Origin of the sequence: Citrobacter sp. Ce104 (assembly GCF_030334595.1) — a bacterium.
Taxonomy (GTDB): domain Bacteria; phylum Pseudomonadota; class Gammaproteobacteria; order Enterobacterales; family Enterobacteriaceae; genus Citrobacter; species Citrobacter europaeus.
In genome coordinates, this window is sequence record NZ_JAOWDP010000064.1 from 654,908 (window position 1) to 680,500 (window position 25,593).

The 25,593-nt window shown below is 51.8% G+C and carries 23 protein-coding genes and 1 pseudogene; 14 read left to right on the plus strand and 10 right to left on the minus strand.

Annotated features, from left to right (window positions below):
• Positions 1-163 precede the first annotated feature (163 nt).
• The 5 genes from lon to bolA form a co-directional block, all read right to left on the minus strand.
• Positions 164-2,518 carry an endopeptidase La gene (gene lon / locus OGW16_RS13745; protein ID WP_038638272.1) on the minus strand — a complete coding sequence of 785 codons (2,355 nt, stop codon included), beginning with the start codon at positions 2,516-2,518 and terminating at the stop codon, positions 164-166.
• Positions 2,519-2,702: 184 nt separating this feature from the next.
• A complete protein-coding gene (gene clpX / locus OGW16_RS13750) occupies positions 2,703-3,977 on the minus strand; it encodes an ATP-dependent protease ATP-binding subunit ClpX (RefSeq protein ID WP_003831013.1) in 1,275 nt (424 codons plus the stop codon).
• Positions 3,978-4,103: 126 nt separating this feature from the next.
• The gene (gene clpP / locus OGW16_RS13755; protein ID WP_003021624.1) at positions 4,104-4,727 is read right to left on the minus strand and encodes an ATP-dependent Clp endopeptidase proteolytic subunit ClpP; all 624 of its coding nucleotides are present in this window, start codon (positions 4,725-4,727) and stop codon (positions 4,104-4,106) included.
• Between the two features lie 247 nt (positions 4,728-4,974).
• Positions 4,975-6,273, minus strand: a complete 1,299-nt coding sequence (gene tig, locus OGW16_RS13760; protein WP_003021622.1) for a trigger factor — start codon at positions 6,271-6,273, stop codon at positions 4,975-4,977.
• A 344-nt stretch (positions 6,274-6,617) separates the two neighbouring features.
• Entirely contained in the window at positions 6,618-6,935 is a 318-nt protein-coding gene (gene bolA, locus OGW16_RS13765; RefSeq protein WP_003021619.1) for a transcriptional regulator BolA, read from the minus strand.
• A 306-nt stretch (positions 6,936-7,241) separates the two neighbouring features.
• Between bolA and OGW16_RS13770 the strand changes: the two genes are divergently transcribed.
• The 7 genes from OGW16_RS13770 (at position 7,242) to cyoE (ending at position 14,593) form a co-directional block, all read left to right on the plus strand.
• Positions 7,242-7,820 carry a lipoprotein gene (locus tag OGW16_RS13770; RefSeq protein WP_016152050.1) on the plus strand — a complete coding sequence of 193 codons (579 nt, stop codon included), beginning with the start codon at positions 7,242-7,244 and terminating at the stop codon, positions 7,818-7,820.
• Between the two features lie 44 nt (positions 7,821-7,864).
• Positions 7,865-9,340 carry a muropeptide MFS transporter AmpG gene (gene ampG / locus OGW16_RS13775; RefSeq protein ID WP_286518524.1) on the plus strand — a complete coding sequence of 492 codons (1,476 nt, stop codon included), beginning with the start codon at positions 7,865-7,867 and terminating at the stop codon, positions 9,338-9,340.
• A 459-nt stretch (positions 9,341-9,799) separates the two neighbouring features.
• Positions 9,800-10,747: a cytochrome o ubiquinol oxidase subunit II gene (gene cyoA, locus OGW16_RS13780; protein ID WP_043015400.1), complete on the plus strand. Its 948-nt coding sequence runs from the start codon at positions 9,800-9,802 to the stop codon at positions 10,745-10,747.
• Between the two features lie 19 nt (positions 10,748-10,766).
• Positions 10,767-12,758: a cytochrome o ubiquinol oxidase subunit I gene (cyoB, locus tag OGW16_RS13785; RefSeq protein ID WP_003021610.1), complete on the plus strand. Its 1,992-nt coding sequence runs from the start codon at positions 10,767-10,769 to the stop codon at positions 12,756-12,758.
• Entirely contained in the window at positions 12,748-13,362 is a 615-nt protein-coding gene (locus OGW16_RS13790) for a cytochrome o ubiquinol oxidase subunit III (protein WP_003021608.1), read from the plus strand. Before cyoB ends, OGW16_RS13790 begins: the two co-directional genes overlap by 11 nt.
• Complete coding sequence (locus tag OGW16_RS13795) at positions 13,362-13,691, plus strand: cytochrome o ubiquinol oxidase subunit IV (RefSeq protein ID WP_043015398.1); 330 nt, start codon at positions 13,362-13,364, stop codon at positions 13,689-13,691. Before OGW16_RS13790 ends, OGW16_RS13795 begins: the two co-directional genes overlap by 1 nt.
• 11 nt (positions 13,692-13,702) lie before the next feature.
• Positions 13,703-14,593: a heme o synthase gene (gene cyoE / locus OGW16_RS13800; protein WP_286518525.1), complete on the plus strand. Its 891-nt coding sequence runs from the start codon at positions 13,703-13,705 to the stop codon at positions 14,591-14,593.
• Positions 14,594-14,657: 64 nt separating this feature from the next.
• Here the strand turns inward: cyoE and OGW16_RS13805 are convergent, their stop codons facing one another.
• The 3 genes and pseudogenes from OGW16_RS13805 to OGW16_RS13815 all read right to left on the minus strand — a co-directional run bounded on the left by OGW16_RS13805 (position 14,658) and on the right by OGW16_RS13815 (position 15,959).
• Positions 14,658-15,017, minus strand: coding sequence for a DUF1493 family protein (locus tag OGW16_RS13805; RefSeq protein WP_043015396.1), 360 nt, complete (start codon positions 15,015-15,017; stop codon positions 14,658-14,660).
• Positions 15,017-15,466 carry an STM2901 family protein gene (locus OGW16_RS13810; protein ID WP_286518526.1) on the minus strand — a complete coding sequence of 150 codons (450 nt, stop codon included), beginning with the start codon at positions 15,464-15,466 and terminating at the stop codon, positions 15,017-15,019. Before OGW16_RS13810 ends, OGW16_RS13805 begins: the two co-directional genes overlap by 1 nt.
• Positions 15,467-15,477: 11 nt before the next feature.
• Positions 15,478-15,959, minus strand: a pseudogene (locus OGW16_RS13815) (Hcp family type VI secretion system effector).
• Positions 15,960-16,141: 182 nt separating this feature from the next.
• On the opposite strand from OGW16_RS13815, the gene OGW16_RS13820 reads away from it, so the two are divergent.
• Positions 16,142-17,506 (plus strand): MFS transporter, encoded by a 1,365-nt coding sequence (locus OGW16_RS13820; RefSeq protein WP_043015395.1) that lies wholly within the window; start codon positions 16,142-16,144, stop codon positions 17,504-17,506.
• Between the two features lie 94 nt (positions 17,507-17,600).
• On the opposite strand, the gene OGW16_RS13825 is transcribed toward OGW16_RS13820, so the two are convergent.
• A complete protein-coding gene (locus OGW16_RS13825) occupies positions 17,601-18,092 on the minus strand; it encodes a YajQ family cyclic di-GMP-binding protein (RefSeq protein ID WP_003831002.1) in 492 nt (163 codons plus the stop codon).
• A gap of 174 nt (positions 18,093-18,266) precedes the next feature.
• Here OGW16_RS13825 and panE point away from each other — a divergent pair, with 174 nt between their 5' ends.
• The 3 genes from panE to OGW16_RS13840 are packed head-to-tail and all read left to right on the plus strand — an operon-like array spanning position 18,267 to position 20,816.
• Positions 18,267-19,178 carry a 2-dehydropantoate 2-reductase gene (panE, locus tag OGW16_RS13830; protein WP_286518527.1) on the plus strand — a complete coding sequence of 304 codons (912 nt, stop codon included), beginning with the start codon at positions 18,267-18,269 and terminating at the stop codon, positions 19,176-19,178.
• Positions 19,141-19,731, plus strand: coding sequence for a protein deglycase YajL (yajL, locus tag OGW16_RS13835; RefSeq protein WP_043015393.1), 591 nt, complete (start codon positions 19,141-19,143; stop codon positions 19,729-19,731). Before panE ends, yajL begins: the two co-directional genes overlap by 38 nt.
• A 32-nt stretch (positions 19,732-19,763) precedes the next feature.
• Entirely contained in the window at positions 19,764-20,816 is a 1,053-nt protein-coding gene (locus tag OGW16_RS13840; RefSeq protein ID WP_080625622.1) for a hypothetical protein, read from the plus strand.
• Positions 20,817-20,881: 65 nt separating this feature from the next.
• Here the strand turns inward: OGW16_RS13840 and thiI are convergent, their stop codons facing one another.
• Positions 20,882-22,330, minus strand: coding sequence for a tRNA uracil 4-sulfurtransferase ThiI (gene thiI / locus OGW16_RS13845; RefSeq protein WP_003021587.1), 1,449 nt, complete (start codon positions 22,328-22,330; stop codon positions 20,882-20,884).
• A 208-nt stretch (positions 22,331-22,538) separates the two neighbouring features.
• On the opposite strand from thiI, the gene xseB reads away from it, so the two are divergent.
• The 3 genes from xseB to dxs are packed head-to-tail and all read left to right on the plus strand — an operon-like array spanning position 22,539 to position 25,568.
• Positions 22,539-22,781 (plus strand): exodeoxyribonuclease VII small subunit, encoded by a 243-nt coding sequence (xseB, locus tag OGW16_RS13850; RefSeq protein WP_038638224.1) that lies wholly within the window; start codon positions 22,539-22,541, stop codon positions 22,779-22,781.
• Positions 22,782-23,681 (plus strand): (2E,6E)-farnesyl diphosphate synthase, encoded by a 900-nt coding sequence (gene ispA, locus OGW16_RS13855; protein ID WP_043015390.1) that lies wholly within the window; start codon positions 22,782-22,784, stop codon positions 23,679-23,681.
• A 24-nt stretch (positions 23,682-23,705) separates the two neighbouring features.
• On the plus strand, positions 23,706-25,568 hold the full coding sequence (gene dxs / locus OGW16_RS13860) for a 1-deoxy-D-xylulose-5-phosphate synthase (protein ID WP_100194039.1): 1,863 nt from the start codon (positions 23,706-23,708) through the stop codon (positions 25,566-25,568).
• Positions 25,569-25,593: the final 25 nt, after the last annotated feature.

The following is a 25,593-nucleotide window of genomic DNA, read 5'->3' on the forward strand; positions in this document are numbered from 1 at the left end:
AGTGCGAACGCGCAGCAGTTATATCAGGCCTGCCATGCCCTTACAACACCCGTTAATGATGGCAAGCCCAATCCGTCATCTAAATTAGCTATACAAAAAAAGGCTGGCAAGTCCGAAATGGCCTGCCAGCCCTGTTTTTATTAGTGCTCTTTGCGCGAGGTCACTATTTTGCGGTCACAACCTGCATTCCGGAGGGCTCATTTTGCAACGCAAGCGTCAGAACCTCCTCAATGCGTTTCACCGGATGGATGTCCAGATCGGCAATCACGTTGTCCGGAATCTCTTCCAGGTCACGTTTGTTTTCGTCTGGAATTAAGACCGTTTTAATACCACCACGGTGTGCCGCCAGCAGTTTTTCTTTCAAACCACCAATAGGCAGAACCTGACCACGCAGGGTGATCTCACCGGTCATCGCCACATCGGCGCGTACCGGGTTACCGGTCAGACAAGACACCAGCGCGGTACACATGGCAATACCCGCACTTGGACCATCTTTCGGCGTCGCCCCTTCAGGTACGTGAACGTGGATGTCGCGTTTTTCGTAAAAGTCCGGATTAATACCCAGTTTTTCCGCACGCGCCCGCACCACGGTCAGTGCTGCCTGAATGGATTCCTGCATGACTTCACCCAGCGAACCGGTGTAGGTCAGCTTACCTTTACCCGGTACGCAGGCGGTTTCGATAGTCAGCAGATCGCCGCCCACTTCCGTCCACGCCAGACCCGTTACCTGACCAACGCGGTTTTCGTTGTCCGCGCGGCCATAGTCAAAGCGTTGAACGCCCAGGTAGTCGTGCAGGTTATCACCATTGATCACGATGTGTTTCAGCGACTTGTCGAGCAGCAGCTGTTTCACCGCTTTACGGCACAGTTTGGAGATTTCTCGCTCCAGACTACGCACGCCGGCTTCACGGGTGTAGTAACGAATAATGCCCACAATGGCGCTATCGTCGACCGTCAGCTCGCCTTTTTTCAGCGCATTACGCTCAATCTGTTTCGGCAACAGGTGACGTTTAGCAATGTTCAGCTTCTCGTCTTCGGTATAACCGGACAGACGGATCACTTCCATACGATCCAGCAACGGCGCTGGAATATTCATGGAGTTAGAGGTCGCAACGAACATCACGTCGCTGAGGTCGTAGTCCACTTCCAGGTAGTGATCGCTGAACGCCACGTTCTGCTCTGGATCCAGCACCTCAAGCAATGCGGAAGCCGGATCGCCACGCATGTCAGAAGACATTTTGTCGATCTCATCGAGCAGGAACAGCGGGTTTTTAACGCCCACTTTAGCCATTTTCTGGATCAGTTTACCCGGCATAGAGCCAATATAGGTCCGGCGGTGACCGCGAATTTCAGCTTCATCACGCACGCCGCCCAGCGCCATACGAATATATTTACGTCCGGTGGCTTTAGCGATGGACTGTCCCAGAGAAGTTTTACCTACCCCCGGCGGCCCAACCAGGCACAGGATCGGTCCCTTGATTTTGTTCACACGGCTTTGAACCGCGAGATACTCAAGGATACGATCTTTGACGCGTTCCAGACCGTAGTGGTCAGTATCGAGGATTTCCTGCGCCTGACGCAGGTCTTTTTTGACCTTGCTACGCGCATTCCACGGTACCTGAACCATCCAGTCGATGTAGCCACGCACTACGGTCGCTTCCGCGGACATCGGAGACATCATTTTCAGCTTCTGCAGTTCTGCTTCCGCTTTCTCTTTTGCCTCTTTCGGCATTTTCGCCGCGTCGATTTTACGCTTCAACGCTTCGTTTTCGTCCGGCGCATCGTCCATCTCGCCGAGCTCTTTCTGAATGGCTTTCATCTGCTCGTTCAGATAGTACTCACGCTGGGATTTTTCCATCTGCTTTTTCACGCGGTTGCGAATGCGTTTCTCAACCTGCAGCAGATCAATTTCAGACTCCATCATCGCCATCAGATATTCCAGACGTTCGTTAACGTCGGACATCTCCAGCACGGACTGCTTGTCAGCCAGCTTCAGCGGCATGTGTGCAGCGATGGTGTCCGCCAGACGTGCAGGATCGTCAATGCTGTTCAGCGACGTCAGCACTTCTGGTGGGATTTTCTTGTTCAGCTTGATATAGCCTTCGAACTGGCTGATAGCGGTACGCACCAGCACTTCCTGTTCGCGCTCATCAATGGCTGGCGAGTCAAGGTACTCCGCTTTCGCAGAGAAATGCTCGCCGTTGTCAGACAGCGCAGAAATACGCGCGCGCTGTAACCCCTCGACCAGCACTTTTACGGTGCCGTCAGGCAGTTTCAGCATCTGCAAAATAGAGGCCACGGTCCCGACGGTGAAAAGATCGTTTACACCCGGCTCATCCGTTGACGCTTCTTTCTGTGCGACCAGCATGATTTTTTTATCATGGTCCATAGCCGCTTCCAGACAACGGATAGATTTTTCCCGCCCTACAAATAAGGGTATGACCATGTGCGGATAAACCACCACATCGCGCAACGGCAATACGGGGATTTCAATGCGTTCAGAACGCTCAGGATTCATAGAGCTCTCTCTTAGTTTAGTTTCCGCCAGGTAATCAGGTGGTACGACTGTGCTCCACACCACCTTTAACATGTATGTCAGTATATGGGGATGTTTCCCACACATTCAACGCCATGTTTACGGAAAAATAAAAGGGGAGATAAAATCCCCCCTTTTTAATTAAATGTCTGTATGAATTGATGAATTATTCGCCAGATGCCTGCTGCGCTTCCGGCTTACCGTAAATCAGCAACGGCTTGCTCTGACCGCCAATCACCGACTCATCGATCACCACTTTTTCGACGTCTTCCATAGACGGCAGATCGTACATGGTGTCGAGCAGCGCGGCTTCGACGATTGAACGCAGACCACGAGCACCAGTTTTACGCGCCATCGCTTTCTTGGCGATCGCATCCAGCGCTTCCTCACGGAATTCCAGATCGACACCTTCAAGATTGAACAGCGCCTGGTACTGCTTGGTCAGGGCGTTTTTCGGCTCTTTGAGGATCTGGATCAATGCTTCTTCGCTCAGCTCGCTCAGCGTCGCGACAACCGGCAGACGACCGATGAACTCAGGGATCAGACCAAATTTGATCAGATCTTCTGGTTCTACCTGCGACAGCAGTTCACCTTCGCTGGCTTTGTCAGACTGCGCTTTTACCGTTGCGCCAAAACCAATGCCGGAGCCGGTTTCAACACGGTTAGCAATCACTTTATCCAGACCGGCAAAGGCACCGCCACAGATAAACAGGATCTTAGAGGTGTCAACCTGCAGGAATTCCTGTTGAGGATGTTTACGACCACCCTGCGGCGGAACGGCAGCAACCGTACCTTCGATCAGTTTCAACAGCGCCTGCTGTACGCCTTCGCCGGAAACGTCACGGGTAATGGACGGGTTATCGGACTTACGAGAAATCTTGTCAATTTCATCGATATAGACGATCCCGCGCTGTGCTTTCTGTACATCGTAATCGCATTTCTGCAGCAGTTTCTGAATAATGTTCTCAACATCTTCCCCCACATAACCGGCTTCGGTCAGCGTGGTGGCGTCGGCCATGGTGAACGGAACGTCCAGCAGGCGCGCCAGCGTTTCAGCCAGCAGCGTTTTACCGGAACCCGTCGGGCCAATCAGCAGGATGTTACTTTTGCCCAACTCGACGCCATTGCTGGTGTCGCCGTTGCGCAGACGTTTGTAATGGTTGTATACCGCGACCGCCAGCACTTTCTTCGCCTGCTCCTGACCGATAACGTAATCGTCCAGGTGGTTGCGAATTTCATGTGGCGTCGGCAGCGCACTGCGTTCACGGTGCGGTGCTACTTCCTTAATCTCTTCGCGAATGATGTCGTTACATAAATCAACACATTCGTCGCAGATATACACGGATGGTCCGGCAATCAGCTTACGCACTTCATGCTGGCTTTTGCCGCAAAAAGAGCAGTACAACAATTTGCCCGAGCCATCTTTGCGTTTATCTGTCATGGGTCAAAACCTCTTCTTTGTTCTTTGTGCCGCACACGACGACGCAAATGCCATTCTCAGGCGCAAGACGCTAGTCAGCGTTGTGCCGCTCCAGGTAATTATAGCGGCACACCTGCGCGCTGGGCATTAATTACGATGGGTCAAAATCGAGTCGACCAGACCGTACTCTACCGCTTCAGAAGCGGAGAGGAAGCGATCGCGCTCGGTATCACGTTCAATCTGCTCAAGAGATTGACCCGTATGATGCGCCATAAGTTCGTTCATGCGCCCTTTTACCTTCAGGATTTCACGGGCATGAATTTCAATATCCGTTGCCTGGCCCTGGTAACCGCCCAGAGGCTGGTGGATCATGACGCGAGAGTTAGGCAGGCAAAAACGTTTACCTTTCGCCCCGGCAGTCAGCAGGAACGCGCCCATTGAGGCCGCCTGGCCCATACAAATGGTGCTGACGTCCGGCTTAATAAACTGCATGGTGTCATAGATAGACATCCCGGCAGTGATCACTCCACCAGGGGAGTTGATGTACAGGTAGATATCTTTTTCTGGGTTTTCTGCTTCCAGGAACAGCATCTGCGCCACGATCAGGTTAGCCATATGGTCTTCGACCTGGCCGGTCAGAAAAATGACGCGTTCCTTAAGTAGACGAGAATAGATATCAAAAGAGCGCTCACCACGTGAGGTCTGTTCAATGACCATCGGCACCAGCGCCATATGGGGTGCAAAGTTATCTCGTTCGCCGCTGTATGACATTTCCGTCTCCTGGATAAAATTTGAAAAAACCTGCTGTGCTGATTGTAACCTTATGGACGGATTATCAGCTAGTCCCTCAGTAATGGGTACGACATCGCCATAATTCAAGCATAACAATCTTTTGTTGTAACGCTAACACTGAAACGCTGTTTTCGCACTCTTCCCATGCAAAATGCGTGACAAAAAAAAACCCGCCACCAAAAGGTGACGGGCTTGCGTACGAAATTCGAGCTAAAAAAGCGACGAATTACGCCTGCTGGTTCATCAGCTCGTTGAAGGAAGTGGCTTTTTCAGTCACTTTCGCTTTCGCCAGAACGGCTTCAACAGCCTGCTCTTCCAGAGCGACGTTACGCATATTGTCCATCAGCTCTTTATTTTTGCTGTAGAACTCAACAACTTCTTTCGGATCTTCGTAAGCAGAAGCCATCTCTTCGATCAGGCCTTTAACGCGATCTTCATCAGCTTTCAGCTCGTTGGTGCGAATCACTTCGCCCAGCAGCAGACCGACAACTACGCGACGCTTAGCCTGTTCTTCGAACAGTTCACGCGGCAGTTCCAGAGCTTGTTTCTCGTTGCCGCCGAAACGCTGTGCAGCCTGACGACGCAGAACGTCGATTTCGCTGTCGATCAGAGCAGCCGGAACGTCGATGTCGTTAGCTTTTACCAGACCTTCGATCGCCTGAGACTTAACGCGGTTACGCACAGCGCCTTTCAGCTCGCGTTCCATGTTTTTGCGTACTTCAGCGCGCAGACCTGCTACGGAACCATCTTCAACGCCGAAACGTTTGATGAATTCTTCAGTCAGTTCCGGCAGCTCGCGTTCTTCAACTTTCTTCAGGTTGATAACGAACTTAGCGGCTTTACCTTTCAGGTTTTCAGCGTGGTACTCTTCTGGGAAAGTCACGTCAATAGTGAATTCTTCACCAGCTTTGTGGCCTTTAACGCCTTCTTCAAAGCCCGGGATCATACGACCCTGGCCCATCGCCAGTACGAAGTCAGACGCTTTGCCGCCTTCGAACTCTTCGCCGTCTACAGAACCGGTGAAGTCGATGGTTACACGGTCTTCTGCATCTGCAGCGCCGTCTTTGTCTTTCCAGGTAGCCTGCTGCTTACGCAGGGTATCCAGCATCACGTCAACGTCAGCGTCGGTGACTTCAACAACCGGTTTTTCAACTTCGATTGCTTCCAGGCCAGTCAGCTCAACTTCCGGGTAAACTTCGAACTCTACCGCGTAAGTAAAATCTTCACCCAGTTTGTATTCGCCCGGAACGTAGTTCGGTGCGCCAGCCGGATTGATTTTTTCTTTGATGATCGCGTCAACGAAGTTGCGGCTCATCAGGTCACCCAGAACGTCCTGGCGAACAGATGCGCCATAACGCTGAGCAACAACATTCATCGGTACTTTTCCTTTGCGGAAACCGTCAATACGCACTTTCTTCGCTACGTTGACCAGCTCGCTTTTCACAGCGGTCTCGATGCTGTCAGCAGCGATAGTAATCGTTACACGGCGGCCAAGGCCTTGAGTGGTTTCAACTGAAACTTGCATCTTGTTACCTCAAAAAATCACAGTGCTCGGTCAACTCTTCTCCGCAAGCACAGGTTGTTGGCTTCGCGGAACTGGGATGTTCTCATAAGCAATCACATTCCCTGTCGTCAGAATCATCCCGAAGACATTCCGAAAAATAAGACGCGCATTATAGCGGCATCACTTTTATGAGTCGAGAACGGTTATCGCGCGTTGCTGCGGCTTTTTTCACAATTCCCGGCTAATTTTTGTCTGAATACTGTACGAGCGCCCCAGAATTCAGACAAAACAAAACGGCCCGCAGGCCGTTTTCACATAATCTGTAGCAACATACTGGAAAAGCGTCGGTTGTTGCAAATCCGTTTTTACGCGATGCTTCCCGCCCCACGACACGGAGGCGATGCAAAAATCGTATCCTGCAACGCTTCCCACTCCTTAATGGTATAGGTATGCAGGGCAAGCGCATGAACGGTTGTGGAAAGCTCCGCCGTTAATGTGCTGTAAATCATCCGATGACGATTAAGAAAACGTTCACCTGTAAAGCGATCGCTAACCAGCACAACCTTAAAGTGGCTTTCAGAACCAGCCGGGACATTGTGACGATAGCTTTCATCCACAACTTCGAGGAATACGGGTTCGAACGCTGCCCTTAATTTTTCTTCTATTTGCTCACGAATCATCATGAAATTTTTCCTCCGACAACGCTGAGATGTCACCCATCCCTTTAAATACTAGCCGCTTTTACCGTTTTCATTACACCTTAGCAACAAAAAATTAGCCCTTGTCTGATTTTCTCAGCCAAACGGATGAAGTTCACTGAATCCACCCTTCGATTTATTGCAAAAAGTCCGTTTATGGTCTCCACAAAGTCATAAAACGGACAACACAATGAATTTACATGCGTTACCCACTTCCCCTCATCGTTGGCGATGTTATGATGGCGGGAATTTTCTCCAACCATACAATTTAGATTCGCTGAGAGCCCTGGCATGTTTAAAAAAATCCTCGTCCCGTTTGTCGCGCTGTTTATGTTAGCTGGATGCGCAACGCCGCCGACCACTATTGAAGTTTCCCCAAAAATCACTCTGCCGCAGCAGGACCCAAGCCTGATGGGCGTGACCGTTAGCATCAACGGTGCCGACCAGCGTCAGGATCAGGCGCTGGCAAAAGTCACCCGTGACAACCAGTTGGTTACCCTGACCGCGTCTCGCGATCTGCGCTTCCTGCTGCAAGAAGTACTGGAAAAACAGATGACCGCACGCGGTTATATGATTGGGCCAAACGGTGCAGTCAACCTGCAAATTATTGTTAGCCAACTGTATGCTGACGTGTCTCAGGGTAGCGTGCGTTACAACATCGCCACCAAGGCAGACATCGCCATCATCGCGACCGCCGCTAACGGCAACAAGATGACCAAAAACTACCGCGCAAGCTATTCTGTTGAAGGCGCACTGCAGGCCTCTAACAAAAATATCGCTGACGCCGTTAACAGCGTACTGACCGACACCATCGCTGATATGTCTCAGGACACCAGCGTTCACGATTTCATCAAGCAGAACGCTCGTTAATTTCTGCCCATATGGCCCGGCGCTCGTCGGGCCTATAGAAGCCCATGTCCAGTCATTACTTACGTATTTTTCAGCAACCACGTTCAGCTATCCTGCTCATACTGGGATTCGCCTCCGGTTTACCGCTCGCTCTGACCTCGGGTACGCTTCAGGCGTGGATGACGGTCGAGAATATCGATCTTAAAACCATTGGTTTCTTTTCTCTGGTCGGCCAGGCCTACGTGTTTAAGTTCCTCTGGTCCCCGCTAATGGACCGCTACACTCCGCCGTTTTTAGGTCGACGCCGGGGTTGGCTGCTGGCAACCCAGGTACTGTTACTGATTTCTATCGCCGCGATGGGTTTTCTGGAACCTGGTACGCAGCTGCGCTGGATGGCCGCGCTTGCGGTGGTGATCGCGTTTTGCTCAGCATCGCAGGACATCGTCTTTGATGCCTGGAAAACCGACGTGTTGCCCGCCGAAGAACGCGGCACCGGTGCGGCTATCAGCGTGCTGGGCTATCGCTTAGGGATGCTGGTTTCCGGCGGTCTGGCCCTGTGGATGGCCGATCGCTGGCTGGGCTGGCAGGGCATGTACTGGCTGATGGCGGCGCTGATGATACCTTGTATCATCGCGACTCTGTTAGCGCCCGAACCAACTGATGCCATTCCGGTGCCCAAAACGCTGGAACAGGCGGTAGTCGCCCCGCTGCGCGACTTCTTTGGTCGTAACAACGCCTGGCTGATCCTGCTGCTGATTGTGCTGTATAAGCTTGGGGACGCTTTCGCCATGAGCCTGACCACCACCTTTTTAATTCGCGGCGTTGGGTTTGATGCGGGTGAAGTTGGCGTGGTGAATAAAACGCTCGGGCTGCTGGCCACCATCGTTGGCGCGCTGTACGGCGGGATTCTGATGCAGCGCCTTTCGCTGTTTCGCGCCTTGCTGATTTTCGGCATTCTGCAGGGGGCGTCGAATGCGGGTTATTGGCTATTGTCCATCACTGACAAACACATGTTCAGTATGGCGGCCGCCGTCTTCTTTGAAAACCTGTGCGGTGGAATGGGCACGGCAGCGTTTGTCGCCTTATTAATGACGCTGTGCAATAAGTCCTTCTCAGCGACTCAGTTCGCCCTGCTCTCCGCGCTTTCAGCGGTTGGTCGCGTTTACGTTGGCCCGGTAGCGGGTTGGTTTGTCGAAGCGCACGGTTGGCCAACGTTTTATTTGTTCTCCGTGTTTGCCGCGATCCCCGGCCTCATACTGCTGCTGGTTTGTCGTCAGACGCTGGAGCATAGCTGGAAAAATGAAAGCTTTATTCCACGCACGGAATTTCGTGGGGCGTACAGCCTGGCATTAATGACGTTGGTAGCGGGCTGCTGCTTACTGCTGGCTTGGCTACTGCTGTTAACTATGAACGCACTGGATTACACCAACTTCTCCTTCCTGCCGGAACTGCTTGAAGTCTCAGTGGTGGTCGCGGTCTGTGGAGTCGTTTTTGGTGGATTGCTGGATTATCTGGCACTGCGCAAAACCCGTCTGGCGTAACAATCCGCATTAATATCGCCGTTGTAATCACCTTGCGTAATTATAACGGCTAAATAAACAACAATCGCTAAAAATATAATTTGTTATTTTGTGCGCCAAAGAATTTGGAAATTATTGACGCCTTTTATATATACTATTTTCCTTACTCGATTCAGCCACTACAGATTTATTTTTTGTTCTTTAATTGTCTTTTTATTGATAATCAATTGTTAAACAATTGTTTTATTTTCGTATTGGTTATACCAATTGCCCTCAGCAAGTCCCTCGCCTGCCCGCTTTCGTTATAACGTGATGTTGCAACAGGTTCTTAAAGCCAAAGCGACATATATTGCAACATATGTGACATGCGCGGCAGAACCCAGTAACACAGATCCAAGGATGTTTACAGTAATGTAACCTTCCCGTAAAATGACCTCACACTTTAAACGCCACCCGGTCCCGTGGAATTGAGGTCGTTAAATGAGACTCAGGAAATACAATAAAAGTTTGGGATGGTTGTCATTAATTGCAGGCACTGCGTTACTCAGTGGCTGTAATTCTGCGCTGCTTGACCCTAAAGGACAGATTGGACTGGAACAACGTTCATTGATACTGACGGCATTTGGCCTGATGTTGATTGTCGTTATTCCCGCCATCTTGATGGCTGTTGGTTTTGCCTGGAAGTATCGTGCAAGCAATAAAGATGCGAAGTACAGCCCGAACTGGTCACACTCCAATAAAGTGGAAGCTGTGGTCTGGACGGTGCCGATCTTAATCATCATTTTCCTTGCCGTACTGACCTGGAAAACCACTCACGCTCTTGAGCCAAGCAAACCGCTGGCGCATGACGAGAAGCCCATTACCATCGAAGTGGTTTCCATGGACTGGAAATGGTTCTTCATCTATCCGGAACAGGGTATCGCTACCGTGAATGAAATCGCCTTCCCGGCGAATACTCCGGTTGAGTTCAAAGTGACGTCCAACTCCGTGATGAACTCCTTCTTTATCCCGCGTCTGGGTAGCCAGATTTATGCCATGGCCGGTATGCAGACTCGACTGCATCTGATCGCCAACGAAGCCGGTACTTATGATGGTATCTCCGCAAGCTATAGCGGACCTGGCTTCTCCGGTATGAAGTTCAAGGCTATCGCAACAAAGGACCGCGCCGAATTCGACCAATGGGTTGCTAAAGCTAAACAGTCCACGAACACCATGAGCGACATGGCAGCGTTCGAGAAAGTGGCTGTGCCAAGTGAATACAACCAGGTGGAATACTTCTCCAACGTGAAACCCGATTTGTTTAAAGACGTTATTAACAAATTTATGGCTCACGGTAAGAGCATGGACATGACCCAACCCGAAGGTGAGCACAGCGCACACGAAGGAATGGAAGGCATGGACATGAGCCACGCGGAATCCGCTCACTAAGGGGCCGAGGAAGAATACGATGTTCGGAAAATTGACGCTGGATGCAGTGCCGTTCCATGAACCTATTGTCATGGTTACGATTGCTGCAATAATCATCGGTGGTGCGGCCTTACTGGGCCTAATCACTTACTTCGGTAAGTGGACCTATCTATGGAAAGAGTGGCTGACTTCTGTTGACCACAAACGCCTTGGCATCATGTATGTCATCGTTGCAATCGTCATGTTGATTCGTGGCTTTGCCGACGCCATCATGATGCGTAGCCAGCAAGCGCTGGCTTCTGCAGGTGAAGCGGGCTTCCTGCCACCTCACCACTACGATCAGATCTTCACGGCTCACGGCGTGATTATGATCTTCTTCGTGGCAATGCCATTTGTTATCGGTCTGATGAACCTGGTGGTTCCGCTGCAGATCGGCGCTCGTGACGTTGCGTTCCCATTCCTGAACAACCTGAGCTTCTGGTTCACCGTTGTCGGCGTAATCCTGGTTAACCTGTCTCTGGGCGTGGGAGAGTTCGCACAGACCGGTTGGCTGGCGTACCCGCCGCTCTCGGGAATAGAGTACAGTCCAAGCGTCGGGGTCGATTATTGGATATGGGCAGTTCAGTTGTCAGGTATTGGTACCACTCTGACCGGTATCAACTTCTTTGTGACCATCATTAAGATGCGTGCGCCAGGAATGACCATGTTCAAGATGCCGGTATTTAGCTGGGCATCTCTGTGTGCGAACATCCTGATTATCGCTTCTTTCCCAATCCTGACGGTTACCGTCGCGTTGCTAACCCTGGATCGCTATCTGGGTACCCATTTCTTTACCAACGATATGGGCGGCAACATGATGATGTACATCAACCTGATTTGGGCCTGGGGCCATCCGGAAGTGTACATTCTGGTTCTGCCGGTGTTCGGTGTATTCTCCGAAATCGCTGCAACCTTCTCGCGTAAACGTCTGTTTGGCTACACCTCACTGGTGTGGGCAACCGTGTGTATCACCGTTCTGTCGTTCGTTGTTTGGCTGCACCACTTCTTCACCATGGGTGCGGGCGCTAACGTAAACGCCTTCTTCGGTATTACCACCATGATTATCGCCATCCCGACCGGGGTGAAGATTTTCAACTGGCTGTTCACCATGTATCAGGGCCGTATCGTATTCCACTCAGCGATGCTGTGGACGATTGGCTTTATCGTCACCTTCTCAGTCGGCGGCATGACCGGCGTACTGCTGGCGGTGCCGGGTGCGGACTTCGTACTGCACAACAGTCTGTTCCTGATTGCGCACTTCCATAACGTTATCATCGGCGGCGTTGTATTTGGATGCTTCGCTGGTATGACCTACTGGTGGCCAAAAGCGTTTGGCTTCACGCTGAACGAAACCTGGGGTAAACGCGCGTTCTGGTTCTGGATCATCGGCTTCTTCGTGGCATTTATGCCGCTGTACGTGCTGGGCTTCATGGGTATGACCCGTCGCCTCAGCCAGCAGATTGACCCGCAGTTCCATCCGATGCTGGTCGTTGCCGCCTGCGGTGCCGCGCTGATTGCACTGGGTATCCTGTGCCAGTTGATTCAGATTTACGTGTCTATTCGCGACCGCGAGCAGAACCGTGACCTGACCGGTGACCCATGGGGTGGTCGTACGCTGGAGTGGGCAACTTCTTCCCCGCCTCCGTTCTATAACTTTGCCGTTGTGCCGCACGTTCACGAGCGTGATGCATTCTGGGAAATGAAAGAAAAAGGTGAAGCGTACAAACAGCCTGCGCACTATGAAGAAATTCATATGCCGAAGAACAGCGGTGCCGGTATCGTCATTACCGCCTTCGCAACACTGTTTGGTTTCGCCATGATCTGGCATATCTGGTGGCTGGCGATTGCAAGCTTCGCAGGCATGATCATCAGCTGGATTGTGAAAAGCTTTGATGAAGACGTGGATTACTACGTGCCGGTCCCGGAAGTCGAAAAACTGGAAAATCAGCATTTCGATGAGATTACTAAGGCAGGGCTGAAAAATGGCAACTGATACTTTAACGCACGCGACTGCCCACGCGCACGAACACGGGCACCACGATGCAGGCCAGACCAAAATCTTCGGATTCTGGATCTACCTGATGAGCGACTGCATTCTGTTCTCTATTCTGTTTGCAACCTATGCCGTTCTGGTGAACGGCACCGCAGGTGGCCCAACAGGTAAGGACATTTTTGAACTGCCGTTCGTTCTGGTTGAAACATTCCTGCTGTTATTCAGCTCCATTACTTACGGCATGGCAGCGATTGCCATGTACAAGAACAACAAGAGCCAGGTTATCTCCTGGCTGGCGTTGACCTTCTTGTTCGGTGCCGGATTCATCGGGATGGAACTCTATGAATTCCATCACCTGATTGTTAACGGTATGGGCCCGGATCGCAGCGGCTTCCTGTCTGCGTTCTTCGCGCTGGTCGGCACGCACGGTCTGCACGTTACCTCCGGTCTTATCTGGATGGCGGTGCTGATGGTGCAAGTTGCTCGTCGCGGCCTGACCAGTACTAACCGCACCCGCATCATGTGTCTGAGTCTGTTCTGGCACTTCCTTGATGTGGTGTGGATCTGTGTGTTCACTGTTGTTTATCTGATGGGGGCGATGTAATGAGTCATTCTAACGAAAGCGGCGGCGCATCCCATGGCAGCGTAAAAACCTACATGACAGGTTTTATCCTGTCGGTAATCCTGACGGTCATTCCGTTCTGGATGGTCATGACGGGTGCTGCCTCTCCGGCCGTCATTCTGGGAACTATTCTGGCAATGGCAGTGGTACAGATTCTGGTGCACCTGGTGTGCTTCCTGCACATGAATAGCAAATCTGATGAAGGTTGGAACATGACGGCCTTTGTCTTTACTGTGCTAATCATCGCCATCCTGGTTGTGGGCTCCATCTGGATTATGTGGAACCTTAACTACAACATGATGATGCACTAAGAGCGGCGATTATGATGTTTAAGCAATACCTGCAAGTAACGAAACCAGGCATCATCTTTGGCAACCTGATCTCGGTGATTGGGGGGTTCCTGCTGGCCTCGAAAGGCAGCATCGACTATCCCCTGTTTATCTACACGCTGGTTGGGGTGTCACTGGTTGTGGCGTCGGGTTGTGTATTTAACAACTACATCGACAGGGATATCGACAGGAAGATGGAGAGGACCAAAAACCGCGTGCTGGTTAAAGGTCTGATTTCCCCTGCGGTCTCGCTGGTATACGCCACCCTGCTGGGTATTGCTGGCTTTATGCTGCTGTGGTTTGGCGCGAACCCTCTGGCCTGCTGGCTGGGGGTAATGGGCTTCGTGGTCTATGTGGGCGTCTATAGCCTGTATATGAAGCGCCATTCCGTTTACGGCACGCTGATTGGCTCACTCTCCGGCGCAGCGCCGCCGGTGATTGGCTACTGCGCCGTAACCGGTGTGTTCGATAGCGGTGCGCTGATTCTGCTGGCTATTTTCAGCCTGTGGCAGATGCCGCACTCTTACGCGATTGCGATTTTCCGCTTCAAGGATTATCAGGCTGCCAACATCCCGGTGCTGCCGGTGGTGAAAGGTATTTCGGTCGCGAAAAACCATATCACGCTGTACATCGTAGCGTTTGCTATCGCCACGTTAATGCTAACCCTGGGCGGCTATGCTGGTTATAAATACCTGATTGTTGCTGCGGCGGTGAGCGTCTGGTGGTTGGGCATGGCGCTGCGCGGATATAAAGTGGAAGATGACAGAATCTGGGCGCGCAAGCTGTTCGGTTTCTCCATCATCGCCATTACCGCGCTTTCCGTGATGATGTCCGTCGACTTTATGGTGCCAAACTCGCAGAACCTGCTGACTTACGTCTGGTAAGAATCTGCAGATACGAAAAGGGTGCCCCGGCACCCTTTTTATTTACTACGTTATTTTGAGAGCGTCAGGTCTCGTCTTTTTGTTCTTCAGGCCAGCTCTCAAACAACCATTTCCCCGCTTCAGCCGACTCAGCAAACATCCTTACGGTTAACGGTATGCGTGTTGCTTCCACTTCTTCCCGGTTAGCTTTGAACCATCTCGTGAATAGTGGCAGATTGTGCCATGGATAATAAGGTTTCCAGTTCACACATGATAAATCAACTTTGAACTCTTTCTCATATCGATCCAGAGCGCTGTGGAGATCATCTCCGGGGACATCAAACAATTCTGAGTCGAGTTCTAAAGAAACCTCCTTCCAGTTTTCATCCAAATACCCAGGTATTTCTTCCCTGAAAAGCTTTAACACATCGTCTTGAATACTCATTAGAATGATGTCCACTGAATGCGATCTTTAGGTCGAGCAATTAAGTTGTATTTTAGCTGCGTCTTTCTTGATACTTGCACAAGTGCATTTACCAGACCAATCCACCCAAGCCAAGGTATATACCGAGCAATCACAGCTGCAAGTTTGTTAGTGCTTTGTATCCTGAAACCCACTGGGGTGGGGACTTTAATACCAAATGGCACCCGCGCATCTCTCAGAAGCATTCTCCCGTATTTGGAAACAACACTTATTCCTTCAATAGCCCCAGAAGGTTTCTGTCTAGTCTTCAACCAAGGCTGACCAGCCAGAATAGCTGCTCCCGATTCAATGCCAATTCCTAACTCATCACAAAACTGTTCCAGAAAGATGAGATCATACAATTCCCCAGCTGATAGATTGCTGTGACCATGATACCAATAGGTTCCATTCACTTCTTCAGTGGTGTCCATTCAATCACCCATTATGCCGTCTGCCGGTCATTCCATGCGTCGGTATAGATAATGTTCCCGTCGCAATGCTTCCAGGTGATTTTTTCGTAGCGTAATTCTATGGTTTCAAGATGGTTATTGTTCATGTCCTCTGGACCAGCCATCGAAGGAGAAACGGAGACAATCCGCACCCCTTCCAGAAGCATATTGAAGTATTCAACTTCCTGACCCGCATCATTAATTTTGTACCAACGAATCTCTGCGGACTTAAGATTCTGACCAGAAGCGACCGCTTTGTATAAATACGGACTAGAGTAGTCAAACTCTTTGACTATCATCATCGGTGAATGTTGGCGAGTGCCTGTTGGCTTGCCTGTACCATTATCAGTGGGAATAGACAGATTATGATGAAAGCCTTTAAATTCAATACTGTATTCTCTTCCCTTTACATCACACCGCCCTTTATCAGCGCGCCACCATCGTCATAAATCCACATATTGCCTGGAATCGCCATTTTCCTTTTCCCTCTTTCCATTAGAAACAACCACAAAAAGACTACACCTGTAATTATCGCAAGTAAATTAGTTGCATCGGTAACTATTTCAATTATCCCACTACACAATTCCACATATCGTAGAGGTTTACCCCACCCCTTCCCCGCTTTACACTAGGCGCGAAATTAATACAGAGGTGGGAATGAACGATTACAAAATGACGCCCGGTGAGTTGCGCGCCACTTGGGGTTTAGGGACCGTATTCTCGTTGCGCATGCTTGGCATGTTTATGGTCCTGCCGGTTCTGACCACATACGGTATGGCGCTACAGGGCGCCAGCGAAGCGTTGATAGGCCTTGCCATCGGCATTTACGGTCTGGCGCAGGCCGTTTTCCAGATCCCCTTTGGTCTGCTCTCTGACCGCATAGGTCGTAAGCCGCTTATCGTCGGCGGGCTGGCGGTATTCGTTCTCGGCAGCGTAATTGCCGCCCTATCCGATTCAATCTGGGGAATTATTCTCGGCCGGGCTCTGCAAGGCTCTGGCGCGATTGCTGCTGCCGTAATGGCGCTGCTGTCCGACTTAACCCGTGAGCAAAACCGAACGAAAGCGATGGCGTTTATCGGCGTCAGCTTTGGTATCACTTTCGCCATTGCGATGGTGCTGGGGCCGATCGTTACCCACGCGCTGGGGCTACACGCGCTGTTCTGGATGATTGCCGCTCTTGCTACCACGGGTATCGTGCTGACTATTTGGGTCGTTCCCAACAGTACCAACCACGTGCTGAACCGCGAGTCGGGCATGGTAAAAGGCAGCTTCAGCAAAGTGCTGGCGGAACCTAAACTGCTGAAGCTCAACTTCGGCATCATGTGTCTGCACATTTTGCTGATGTCTACCTTCGTCGCCTTACCGGGCCAACTGGCGAAAGCAGGCTTCCCCGCCGCCGAACACTGGAAAATTTATCTGGTGACGATGCTGCTGTCCTTTGTTTCCGTGGTGCCGTTCATCATTTACGCCGAAGTGAAGCGCCGGATGAAACGCGTGTTCCTCGCCTGCGTGTTACTGATTCTTATTGCAGAGATTGTATTGTGGAGCGCTAACATTCGTTTCTGGGGGCTGATTGCGGGCGTTCAGATATTCTTCCTCGCCTTCAACCTGATGGAAGCCCTCCTCCCCTCGCTTATCAGTAAAGAATCTCCGGCTGGCTATAAAGGCACGGCGATGGGCGTTTACTCCACCAGCCAGTTCATCGGCGTGGCGATTGGCGGTTCGCTCGGCGGTTGGGTAGTCGAAATGTTTGATGGTCAGGCGGTATTCCTGGCTGGTGCGCTTCTGGCAGCAGTGTGGTTATTGGTGGCAAGTACAATGAAAGAGCCGCCGTATGTCAGCAGCCTGCGGGTGGAAATCCCACCTGAAATTGCTGCGGATGACACCCTGAAGCAGCATCTGCTGGCTAAAGAAGGGATAAGCGAAGTGTTAATTGTCGCGAAAGAGCACTCGGCCTACGTGAAAATCGACAGCAAAGTGACGAATCGATTTGAGGTTGAGCAGGCCATCAGCCAGGCGTGAAGATTGCCGGATGGCGGCTATCACCTTATCCGGCCTACCAATAGCGTGTGCTACCTGTAGGCCTGATAAGCGTAGCGCCATCAGGCATTACGACTTAATCGCGGAAGTTCTTAAACTGGAATGGCTGGCCGAGATCGCCACCGCGAACCAGCGCCATAACGGATTGCAGATCGTCACGCGCCTTACCGGTCACACGAATTTCTTCGCCCTGAATCTGCGCCTGCACCTTCAGTTTGCTGTCTTTAATCAGCTTAACGATTTTCTTTTGCACCGCGCTTTCAATGCCCTGCTTCAGCTTAGCTTCCACAAACCAGGTTTTACCGCTGTGCACGAAGGTTTCTGGTACGTCCAGCGACGTGCCTTCAATACCGCGCTTCAACAGCTTGGCACGTAAAATATCCAGCAACTGGTTGACCTGAAAATCAGACTCGCTCAGCACCTTAATCGTCTTATTTGACTCATTCAGCTCAAAAGTCGCTTCAACGCCACGAAAATCAAAGCGTGATTCCACTTCACGGCTGGCGTTATCTACCGCGTTACGGGCTTCCTGAAGATCAACTTCAGAAACAATATCGAAAGATGGCATCTTTTCCTCTCCCTTCATTTTTGATGCGAAGCATAATACCTGCAAAGTTACACAACAGACAGCGCTATACTAGGCTGTATCCTTTAATTGTACGTGGTACTGACACCTGCGAACAATAATGGGGTACGGCCGATATGGATTAACACCTGGTGCTGTTGCAGGTGAGGAGGAAGAATGAAAATTACCGTACTGGGATGTGGAGCGTTAGGGCAGCTTTGGCTAACCGCGCTGTGCAAACATGGACATGAAGTTCAGGGGTGGCTACGCGTACCGCAACCCTATTGCAGCGTTAACCTGATCGACACGGATGGGTCAGTTTTTAATGAATCCCTGACGGCAAACGACCCCGATTTTTTGGCGAAAAGCGACCTGCTGCTGGTCACCCTGAAAGCCTGGCAGGTTTCTGATGCGGTAAAAGGCCTGGCCGCAATACTGCCTGAAACCACTCCCATTCTGCTGATTCACAACGGTATGGGGACGATTGAAGAACTGCATAACATTAAGCAACCTCTGCTGATGGGCACCACCACCCACGCGGCACGCCGTGACGGGAACGTCATCATTCATGTCGCTCAGGGTACTACAAGGATTGGTCCGGCGCGTGAACAAGACGGTGATTTCAGCTATCTGGCTGAAGTCCTGCAAGAAGTGCTGCCGGACGTCGCCTGGCACAACACTATCCGCGCCGAGCTATGGCGCAAGCTGGCAGTAAACTGCGTTATTAATCCGCTGACCGCATTATGGGATTGCCCAAACGGCGAGTTACCCCATCATCCAGAAAAAATAGCACTCATCTGCGAGGAAGTAGCAGCGGTCATTGAACGCGAAGGCCACCACACATCAGCGGATGATTTACGCTATTATGTCGAGCAAGTAATTGACAGTACTGCGGAAAATATCTCATCGATGCTGCAAGACATTCGTGCGCTGCGCCATACTGAGATCGATTACATTACCGGCTATTTGTTAAAACGCGCCCGCGCGCACGGCATCGCCGTCCCGGAAAATGCCCGCCTGTTTGAAATGGTTAAGAGAAAGGAAAGTGAGTATGAGCGCTCAAGCACTGGTATGTCTCGCCCCTGGTAGTGAAGAAACCGAAGCGGTCACCACTATCGATCTGCTGGTTCGCGGCGGGATTAAGGTCACGACCGCAAGCGTCGCCAGCGATGGCGGCCTGGCTATTGTGTGTTCACGCGGAGTGAAGCTGCTGGCGGATGCGCCATTAGTGGAAGTTGCTGACGGCGATTTCGATATCATCGTGCTGCCGGGCGGAATTAAAGGCGCCGAGTGTTTTCGCGACAGCCCTCTGCTGGTCGAAACCGTGAAACAGTTTCATCGCTCCGGGCGCATTGTCGCGGCAATTTGCGCCGCTGCCGCCACCGTCCTCGTCCCACACGATATTTTCCCCATCGGAAATATGACGGGCTTCCCGGCGCTGAAAGACAAGATCCCCGCTGACCAGTGGCAGGACAAGCGCGTCGTATGGGATCCGCGCGTCAATCTGTTAACCAGCCAGGGACCGGGAACCTCAATCGATTTCGGTTTAAAAATCATTGATCTGCTGGTGAGTCGCGAAAAAGCTCACGAGGTGGCGTCACAGCTGGTGATGGCCGCGGGAATTTATAACTACTACGAGTAAACTTTCAGGCCACTCACATACAAGGAATTATAATGAAAGGATATCTGAGCACAGTGGCTTTACTGCTCTTTTCTGGTTACGCCTGTGCAACACAGCTTGAAATAAAAAACCTTGAGTATCGCTATCCCGCAAGTACTGAGATGCAGTATCGCGTGCCGTGGTTTACTTCAAAGGAAAGCCCACAGGTTGCAAAACGCATTAACGATTATATTTTCGCCAGCTTTATCAATCAGCTACCGGGAAATAATCCGCAAACGACAGTGAATCAGTTTGCAAATTCAGAGATGAACCCTACCGCAAACCTTGACTACACGATTGAGTATCGCGATGCCAATGTCCTGACCCTGAATATGTTTGTCGAAGGCTGCGGAGCGTATTGCGAGTCATACAATGTGCCGATCAGCTTCGATTTGGCCAGCGGCGCGGCAATTACCCTTAACGATCTTTTTTCCCGCTCCACGATGGCCGAATTAAACACCCGCATCAGAAAAGATATCCGCAGCCAAATTGATACCTTTGTTACCGCACAGAAGGACGGTGGAGATCCTGGCTATGCCGAATTCTACGCCTCGTGCGCAACCTACACTGACGGGTTGTACTACATCGACAGATTCTCCCTGCAAAAAGATCATCTGGCTTTCCTGAACGGACGCTGTAGCAACCACGCCAACCGCGCGGGTGACGAGCTGGGCGATTTCACCACGAAAATCCCTACCGGTGAACTGCATAAACAGTTCACGCCATACGGCCAGTATCTGACTGGTGCAAAGAGTACAACATCGGTTGAGCCCACTCCAGGCATTGACGGCAAGGTCATGTACGGCACGTTGGGAAAAAGCATGCGTATTGTGCTGAAGGTGGACTGCAAATACGGTGATTTTTTTGAAGGGGCTTACTTTTACCAGAAATTTGGCGCACCGATTGAATTAACCGGTAAGTGCGACACAGCCGACAATCGACATTATGAACTGAAGACGTCTGCCGCTGAACAATCGGAAGAGAAGATAACGCTGGAGTTAAAAGACGGTGTCTATCAGGGCGTCTGGGAATCGAACGGAAAGACACTACCCGTGCGTTTTGAATAATATCGTTATATTGCCGGATGGCGGCGTAACCGCCTTATCCGGCTTACAACACGGTGTTTAGTCAATTACGGGCGGTACACCTTCACGTTTTCAAAGCCCTGCTCGCGCAGATAAAGCGCCTGCAGGCGGCTCATCACCCCGCGTTCACACCACAGCAGCCAGGTTTTACTCTGGTCCAAATCGCCGAATTTAGTGCTCAGTTTGTAGAATGGCAGAGAAACGACGTCCACACCGTCAACTTTCAGCGGTTTGTCATCCTGTTCATCCACCGAACGGATATCCAGAATCACATCGTTCGGGCCGAAGCCGCTCACGGTTTCAACTTCCACCACGGTCTGCTGTGTCTGCTGAGCGATATCGCGAATATCGATATTGTTGGCTTCTTCAACCACCTTATCGAGGATAGAGAAATCGAAGTTTTCTTCTTCAGCCTCAATCTTCGCTTTAACCGCTTTCACCGTCGGGCTTTTTGAAATCACACCACAGTATTCCGGCATGGTACGGGCAAAGTCCTCGGTACCAATTTCACGCGCCAGATTGATGATGTGCTCTTTATCATGGGAGATAAGCGGGCGCAGGATCAGGGTGTCAGATACGTTATCGATCAGGCGCAGGTTGGTCAGCGTCTGGCTGGACACCTGACCCAGTGCTTCACCGGTGACCAACGCCTGTACGCCGTAGCGCTCAGCGACTTTCGACGCCGCGCGTACCATCATGCGTTTGAGGACCACGCCCATCTGGCCGTCGTCGACTTTCTCCAGGATCTCGCCAACCACCGGCTCAAAGTTGATTGCAACAAAACGCACGCGATGCGAGCTGCCAAAGCGATTCCACAGATAATGCGCCACCTGGCGAACGCCGATTTCATGCGCTGCGCCGCCGAGGTTGAAGAAGCAATAGTGTACGCGGCAGCCGCGACGCATCAGCATGTAGCTGGACACGCCGGAGTCGAAACCACCGGAGATCAGCGACAGTACGTCTTCCTGCGTACCAATCGGGAAACCGCCAATACCTTCATAGCGGCCTTTAACCAGCAGCAGACGGTCGTTTTCGATTTCAAGATTAACCGTCACGTCCGGCTTCGTCAGCTTCACGCGTGCGGATTCAATATGCTGGTTCAACCCGCCGCCAACATAGCGTTCCACCTCAATGGAGCTAAACTCATGCTTACCGCGACGCTTAACGCGTACACAGAAGGTTTTACCTTCCAGTTGATCGCGATACTGCACCAGCGCTTTCTCGAAAATATCGTGCATATCGGTAAACGGCACGTCTTCTACTTCGAGAATATGGTGGATCCCCGGAATACGGGTTAACGCGTCGCGTATATCCAGGCGCTGGCTTTCATCTTTAGCGCGAACCTCAACGTGATCCCAGTGACGGACAACGGCAAGGTCTTCATCATAATGCTTTAAAACGTTACGAATGTTCCCTGTCAGAATTTTTATAAAGCGCAAACGCACAGATTGGCTTTTGATGGTGATTTCTGGGAACAATTTAATGATAAACTTCATGGCGGCAATGGTTCTTTGGCAAGTCTGAACGACTTGTAATGGAAAAAAATACAGCAGCCCATACCCTGCGGCTGCATCCAGGCGCGCAAGTATACCACTATCATGGTCATCCTGTGCACATCGCCTTACCATTGCGCGTTATTTGCTTATCAGTACGAGTCCGTTACCATAGTCTTGTGCTGCCAATACAGAGAGTCAGACATTCATTATGCCGAAGAAAAATGAAGCGCCAGCCAGTTTTGAAACAGCGCTGAGCGAGCTGGAACAGATTGTTACCCGCCTGGAAAGCGGCGACCTGCCGCTGGAAGAAGCGCTGAACGAATTCGAACGTGGCGTACAGTTGGCGCGTCAGGGACAGGTTAAATTGCAACAGGCTGAACAGCGCGTACAAATCCTGCTGTCAGATACTGAAGACGCCGCCCTTACGCCTTTCACACCGGATAATGAGTAAATGGATTTTACGCAGCAGCTACAGGCATGCGTTGAGCAGGCCAACCAGGCACTGAGCCGTTTTATTGCGCCATTGCCCTTTCAGAACACTCCCGTGGTCGAAACCATGCAATATGGCGCATTATTAGGCGGTAAGCGTCTGCGCCCGTTCCTGGTGTATGCGACCGGTCAGATGTTTGGCGTCAGCCTGAGTACGCTTGATGCTCCCGCTGCCGCCGTCGAGTGCATTCATGCCTATTCGCTAATGCATGATGATTTACCCGCGATGGACGACGATGACCTGCGCCGCGGTCTGCCGACCTGCCACGTAAAATTTGGCGAGGCAAACGCGATCCTGGCCGGAGATGCGCTGCAAACGCTGGCGTTCTCTATTATCAGCGATGCCCCGATGCCGGAAGTGTCCGATCGTGACCGCATCGCGATGATCTCTGAACTGGCCCGGGCCAGCGGTATCGCCGGTATGTGCGGCGGTCAGGCGCTGGATCTGGAAGCTGAAGGTCATCAGGTTGAGCTGGATGCGCTGGAGCGTATTCACCGCCATAAAACCGGGGCACTGATTCGCGCCGCCGTACGTCTGGGAGCATTAAGCGCTGGCGATAAAGGGCGAGAATGCCTGGCAATACTCGACAAATACGCAGAAAGCATCGGTCTGGCCTTCCAGGTTCAGGATGACATCCTGGATGTGGTAGGCGATACTGCAACATTGGGTAAACGTCAGGGTGCTGACCAGCAGCTTGGCAAAAGTACCTATCCTGCACTTCTGGGTCTTGAGCAAGCCCAGAACAAAGCCCGGGATTTAATTGAGGATGCCCGCGAGTCGCTAAGTTTGCTGGCCGCACAGTCACTCGATACCTCGGCACTGGAAGCGCTAGCGGACTATATAATCCAGCGTGATAAATAAACCAACATATCCCATGAGCTTGCGATGAGTTTTGATATAGCCAAATACCCGACCCTGGCGCTGGTCGACTCCACCCAGGAGTTACGCCTGCTGCCAAAAGAGAGTCTGCCAAAGCTTTGCGACGAACTGCGCCGCTATTTGCTCGACAGCGTAAGCCGTTCCAGCGGGCACTTCGCCTCTGGTCTGGGCACGGTGGAACTCACCGTCGCGCTGCACTATGTCTACAACACCCCGTTTGACCAGTTAATCTGGGATGTGGGACATCAGGCTTACCCGCACAAAATTCTGACCGGCCGCCGCGATAAAATCGGCACCATTCGTCAGAAAGGCGGTTTGCATCCGTTCCCGTGGCGCGGTGAGAGCGAGTATGACGTACTGAGCGTTGGGCACTCCTCAACGTCCATCAGCGCCGGTATTGGTATTGCGGTTGCCGCCGAGAAAGAAGGCAAAGATCGTCGTACCGTTTGTGTGATTGGCGACGGCGCTATCACCGCCGGGATGGCGTTTGAAGCGATGAACCACGCGGGTGATATTAAGCCCGACATGCTGGTTATCCTCAACGACAACGAAATGTCGATTTCAGAGAACGTCGGCGCGCTGAACAACCACCTGGCGCAACTGCTCTCTGGCAAACTCTACTCCTCGCTGCGCGAAGGCGGGAAAAAAGTGTTCTCCGGCGTGCCGCCGATTAAAGAGCTGCTCAAGCGTACCGAAGAACACATCAAAGGCATGGTTGTGCCGGGTACGCTGTTTGAAGAGCTGGGCTTTAACTATATTGGTCCGGTAGACGGTCACGACGTGCTGGGGCTTATCACTACGCTGAAGAACATGCGCGACCTTAAAGGTCCGCAGTTCCTGCACATCATGACCAAAAAAGGTCGTGGTTACGAGCCTGCGGAAAAAGATCCGATTACCTTCCACGCGGTACCAAAATTCGATCCGTCCAGCGGATGCCTGCCGAAAAGCAGCGGCGGCCTGCCAAGCTATTCAAAAATCTTCGGTGACTGGCTGTGCGAAACCGCAGCGAAAGACAATAAGCTGATGGCGATCACTCCGGCGATGCGTGAAGGCTCCGGTATGGTGGAGTTCTCACGTAAGTTCCCGGACCGCTACTTCGATGTGGCGATTGCCGAGCAGCACGCGGTGACGTTTGCTGCCGGTCTGGCAATTGGCGGCTATAAGCCGGTCGTGGCTATTTACTCTACCTTCCTGCAACGCGCCTACGATCAGGTGCTGCATGATGTCGCCATTCAGAAACTGCCGGTCCTGTTCGCCGTTGACCGGGCTGGTATTGTTGGCGCAGATGGGCAAACCCACCAGGGGGCGTTCGATCTCTCCTTCCTGCGCTGCATCCCGGAAATGGTCATTATGACCCCGAGCGATGAGAACGAATGTCGCCAGATGCTGTTCACCGGCTATCACTACAACGACGGCCCAACGGTTGTACGCTACCCACGCGGTAACGCGGTGGGCGTTGAGCTAACGCCGCTGGAGCAACTGCCAATTGGGAAAGGCATCGTGAAGCGTCACGGGGAGAAAGTGGCAATACTGAGCTTCGGTACCCTAATGCCGGAAGCCGCGCAGGTCGCAGAGTCGCTGAACGCCACGCTGGTTGATATGCGCTTTGTCAAACCGCTGGATGAAACGTTGATTCTGGAAATGGCAGCCCAACACGAGGTGCTGGTCACCCTCGAAGAGAACGCCATTATGGGCGGCGCTGGCAGCGGCGTAAACGAAGTGCTGATGGCCCATCGCAAACCCGTTCCGGTGCTGAACATTGGCCTGCCTGACTTCTTCATCCCGCAGGGGACTCAGGACGAGGCTCGCGCCGATCTGGGTCTTGATGCCGCCGGCATTGAGGCCAAAATCAAGGCCTGGCTGGCATAATCCTCTCTCCGCTCCTGCTATGCTT

What these genes read in the sequence shown, in the direction of transcription:
- lon (WP_038638272.1), bottom strand. Translation starts at nt 2,518, where the DNA reads ATGAATCCTGAGCGTTCTGAACGCATTGAAATCCCCGTATTGCCGTTG.
- dxs (WP_100194039.1), top strand. Translation starts at nt 23,706, where the DNA reads ATGAGTTTTGATATAGCCAAATACCCGACCCTGGCGCTGGTCGACTCC.
- clpX (WP_003831013.1), bottom strand. Translation starts at nt 3,977, where the DNA reads ATGACAGATAAACGCAAAGATGGCTCGGGCAAATTGTTGTACTGCTCT.
- OGW16_RS13795 (WP_043015398.1), top strand. Translation starts at nt 13,362, where the DNA reads ATGAGTCATTCTAACGAAAGCGGCGGCGCATCCCATGGCAGCGTAAAA.
- OGW16_RS13810 (WP_286518526.1), bottom strand. Translation starts at nt 15,466, where the DNA reads ATGGACACCACTGAAGAAGTGAATGGAACCTATTGGTATCATGGTCAC.
- xseB (WP_038638224.1), top strand. Translation starts at nt 22,539, where the DNA reads ATGCCGAAGAAAAATGAAGCGCCAGCCAGTTTTGAAACAGCGCTGAGC.
- clpP (WP_003021624.1), bottom strand. Translation starts at nt 4,727, where the DNA reads ATGTCATACAGCGGCGAACGAGATAACTTTGCACCCCATATGGCGCTG.
- thiI (WP_003021587.1), bottom strand. Translation starts at nt 22,330, where the DNA reads ATGAAGTTTATCATTAAATTGTTCCCAGAAATCACCATCAAAAGCCAA.
- OGW16_RS13820 (WP_043015395.1), top strand. Translation starts at nt 16,142, where the DNA reads ATGAACGATTACAAAATGACGCCCGGTGAGTTGCGCGCCACTTGGGGT.
- OGW16_RS13840 (WP_080625622.1), top strand. Translation starts at nt 19,764, where the DNA reads ATGAAAGGATATCTGAGCACAGTGGCTTTACTGCTCTTTTCTGGTTAC.
- OGW16_RS13825 (WP_003831002.1), bottom strand. Translation starts at nt 18,092, where the DNA reads ATGCCATCTTTCGATATTGTTTCTGAAGTTGATCTTCAGGAAGCCCGT.
- OGW16_RS13805 (WP_043015396.1), bottom strand. Translation starts at nt 15,017, where the DNA reads ATGAGTATTCAAGACGATGTGTTAAAGCTTTTCAGGGAAGAAATACCT.
- bolA (WP_003021619.1), bottom strand. Translation starts at nt 6,935, where the DNA reads ATGATGATTCGTGAGCAAATAGAAGAAAAATTAAGGGCAGCGTTCGAA.
- tig (WP_003021622.1), bottom strand. Translation starts at nt 6,273, where the DNA reads ATGCAAGTTTCAGTTGAAACCACTCAAGGCCTTGGCCGCCGTGTAACG.
- cyoB (WP_003021610.1), top strand. Translation starts at nt 10,767, where the DNA reads ATGTTCGGAAAATTGACGCTGGATGCAGTGCCGTTCCATGAACCTATT.
- ispA (WP_043015390.1), top strand. Translation starts at nt 22,782, where the DNA reads ATGGATTTTACGCAGCAGCTACAGGCATGCGTTGAGCAGGCCAACCAG.
- panE (WP_286518527.1), top strand. Translation starts at nt 18,267, where the DNA reads ATGAAAATTACCGTACTGGGATGTGGAGCGTTAGGGCAGCTTTGGCTA.
- cyoA (WP_043015400.1), top strand. Translation starts at nt 9,800, where the DNA reads ATGAGACTCAGGAAATACAATAAAAGTTTGGGATGGTTGTCATTAATT.
- OGW16_RS13790 (WP_003021608.1), top strand. Translation starts at nt 12,748, where the DNA reads ATGGCAACTGATACTTTAACGCACGCGACTGCCCACGCGCACGAACAC.
- yajL (WP_043015393.1), top strand. Translation starts at nt 19,141, where the DNA reads ATGAGCGCTCAAGCACTGGTATGTCTCGCCCCTGGTAGTGAAGAAACC.
- cyoE (WP_286518525.1), top strand. Translation starts at nt 13,703, where the DNA reads ATGATGTTTAAGCAATACCTGCAAGTAACGAAACCAGGCATCATCTTT.
- ampG (WP_286518524.1), top strand. Translation starts at nt 7,865, where the DNA reads ATGTCCAGTCATTACTTACGTATTTTTCAGCAACCACGTTCAGCTATC.
- OGW16_RS13770 (WP_016152050.1), top strand. Translation starts at nt 7,242, where the DNA reads ATGTTTAAAAAAATCCTCGTCCCGTTTGTCGCGCTGTTTATGTTAGCT.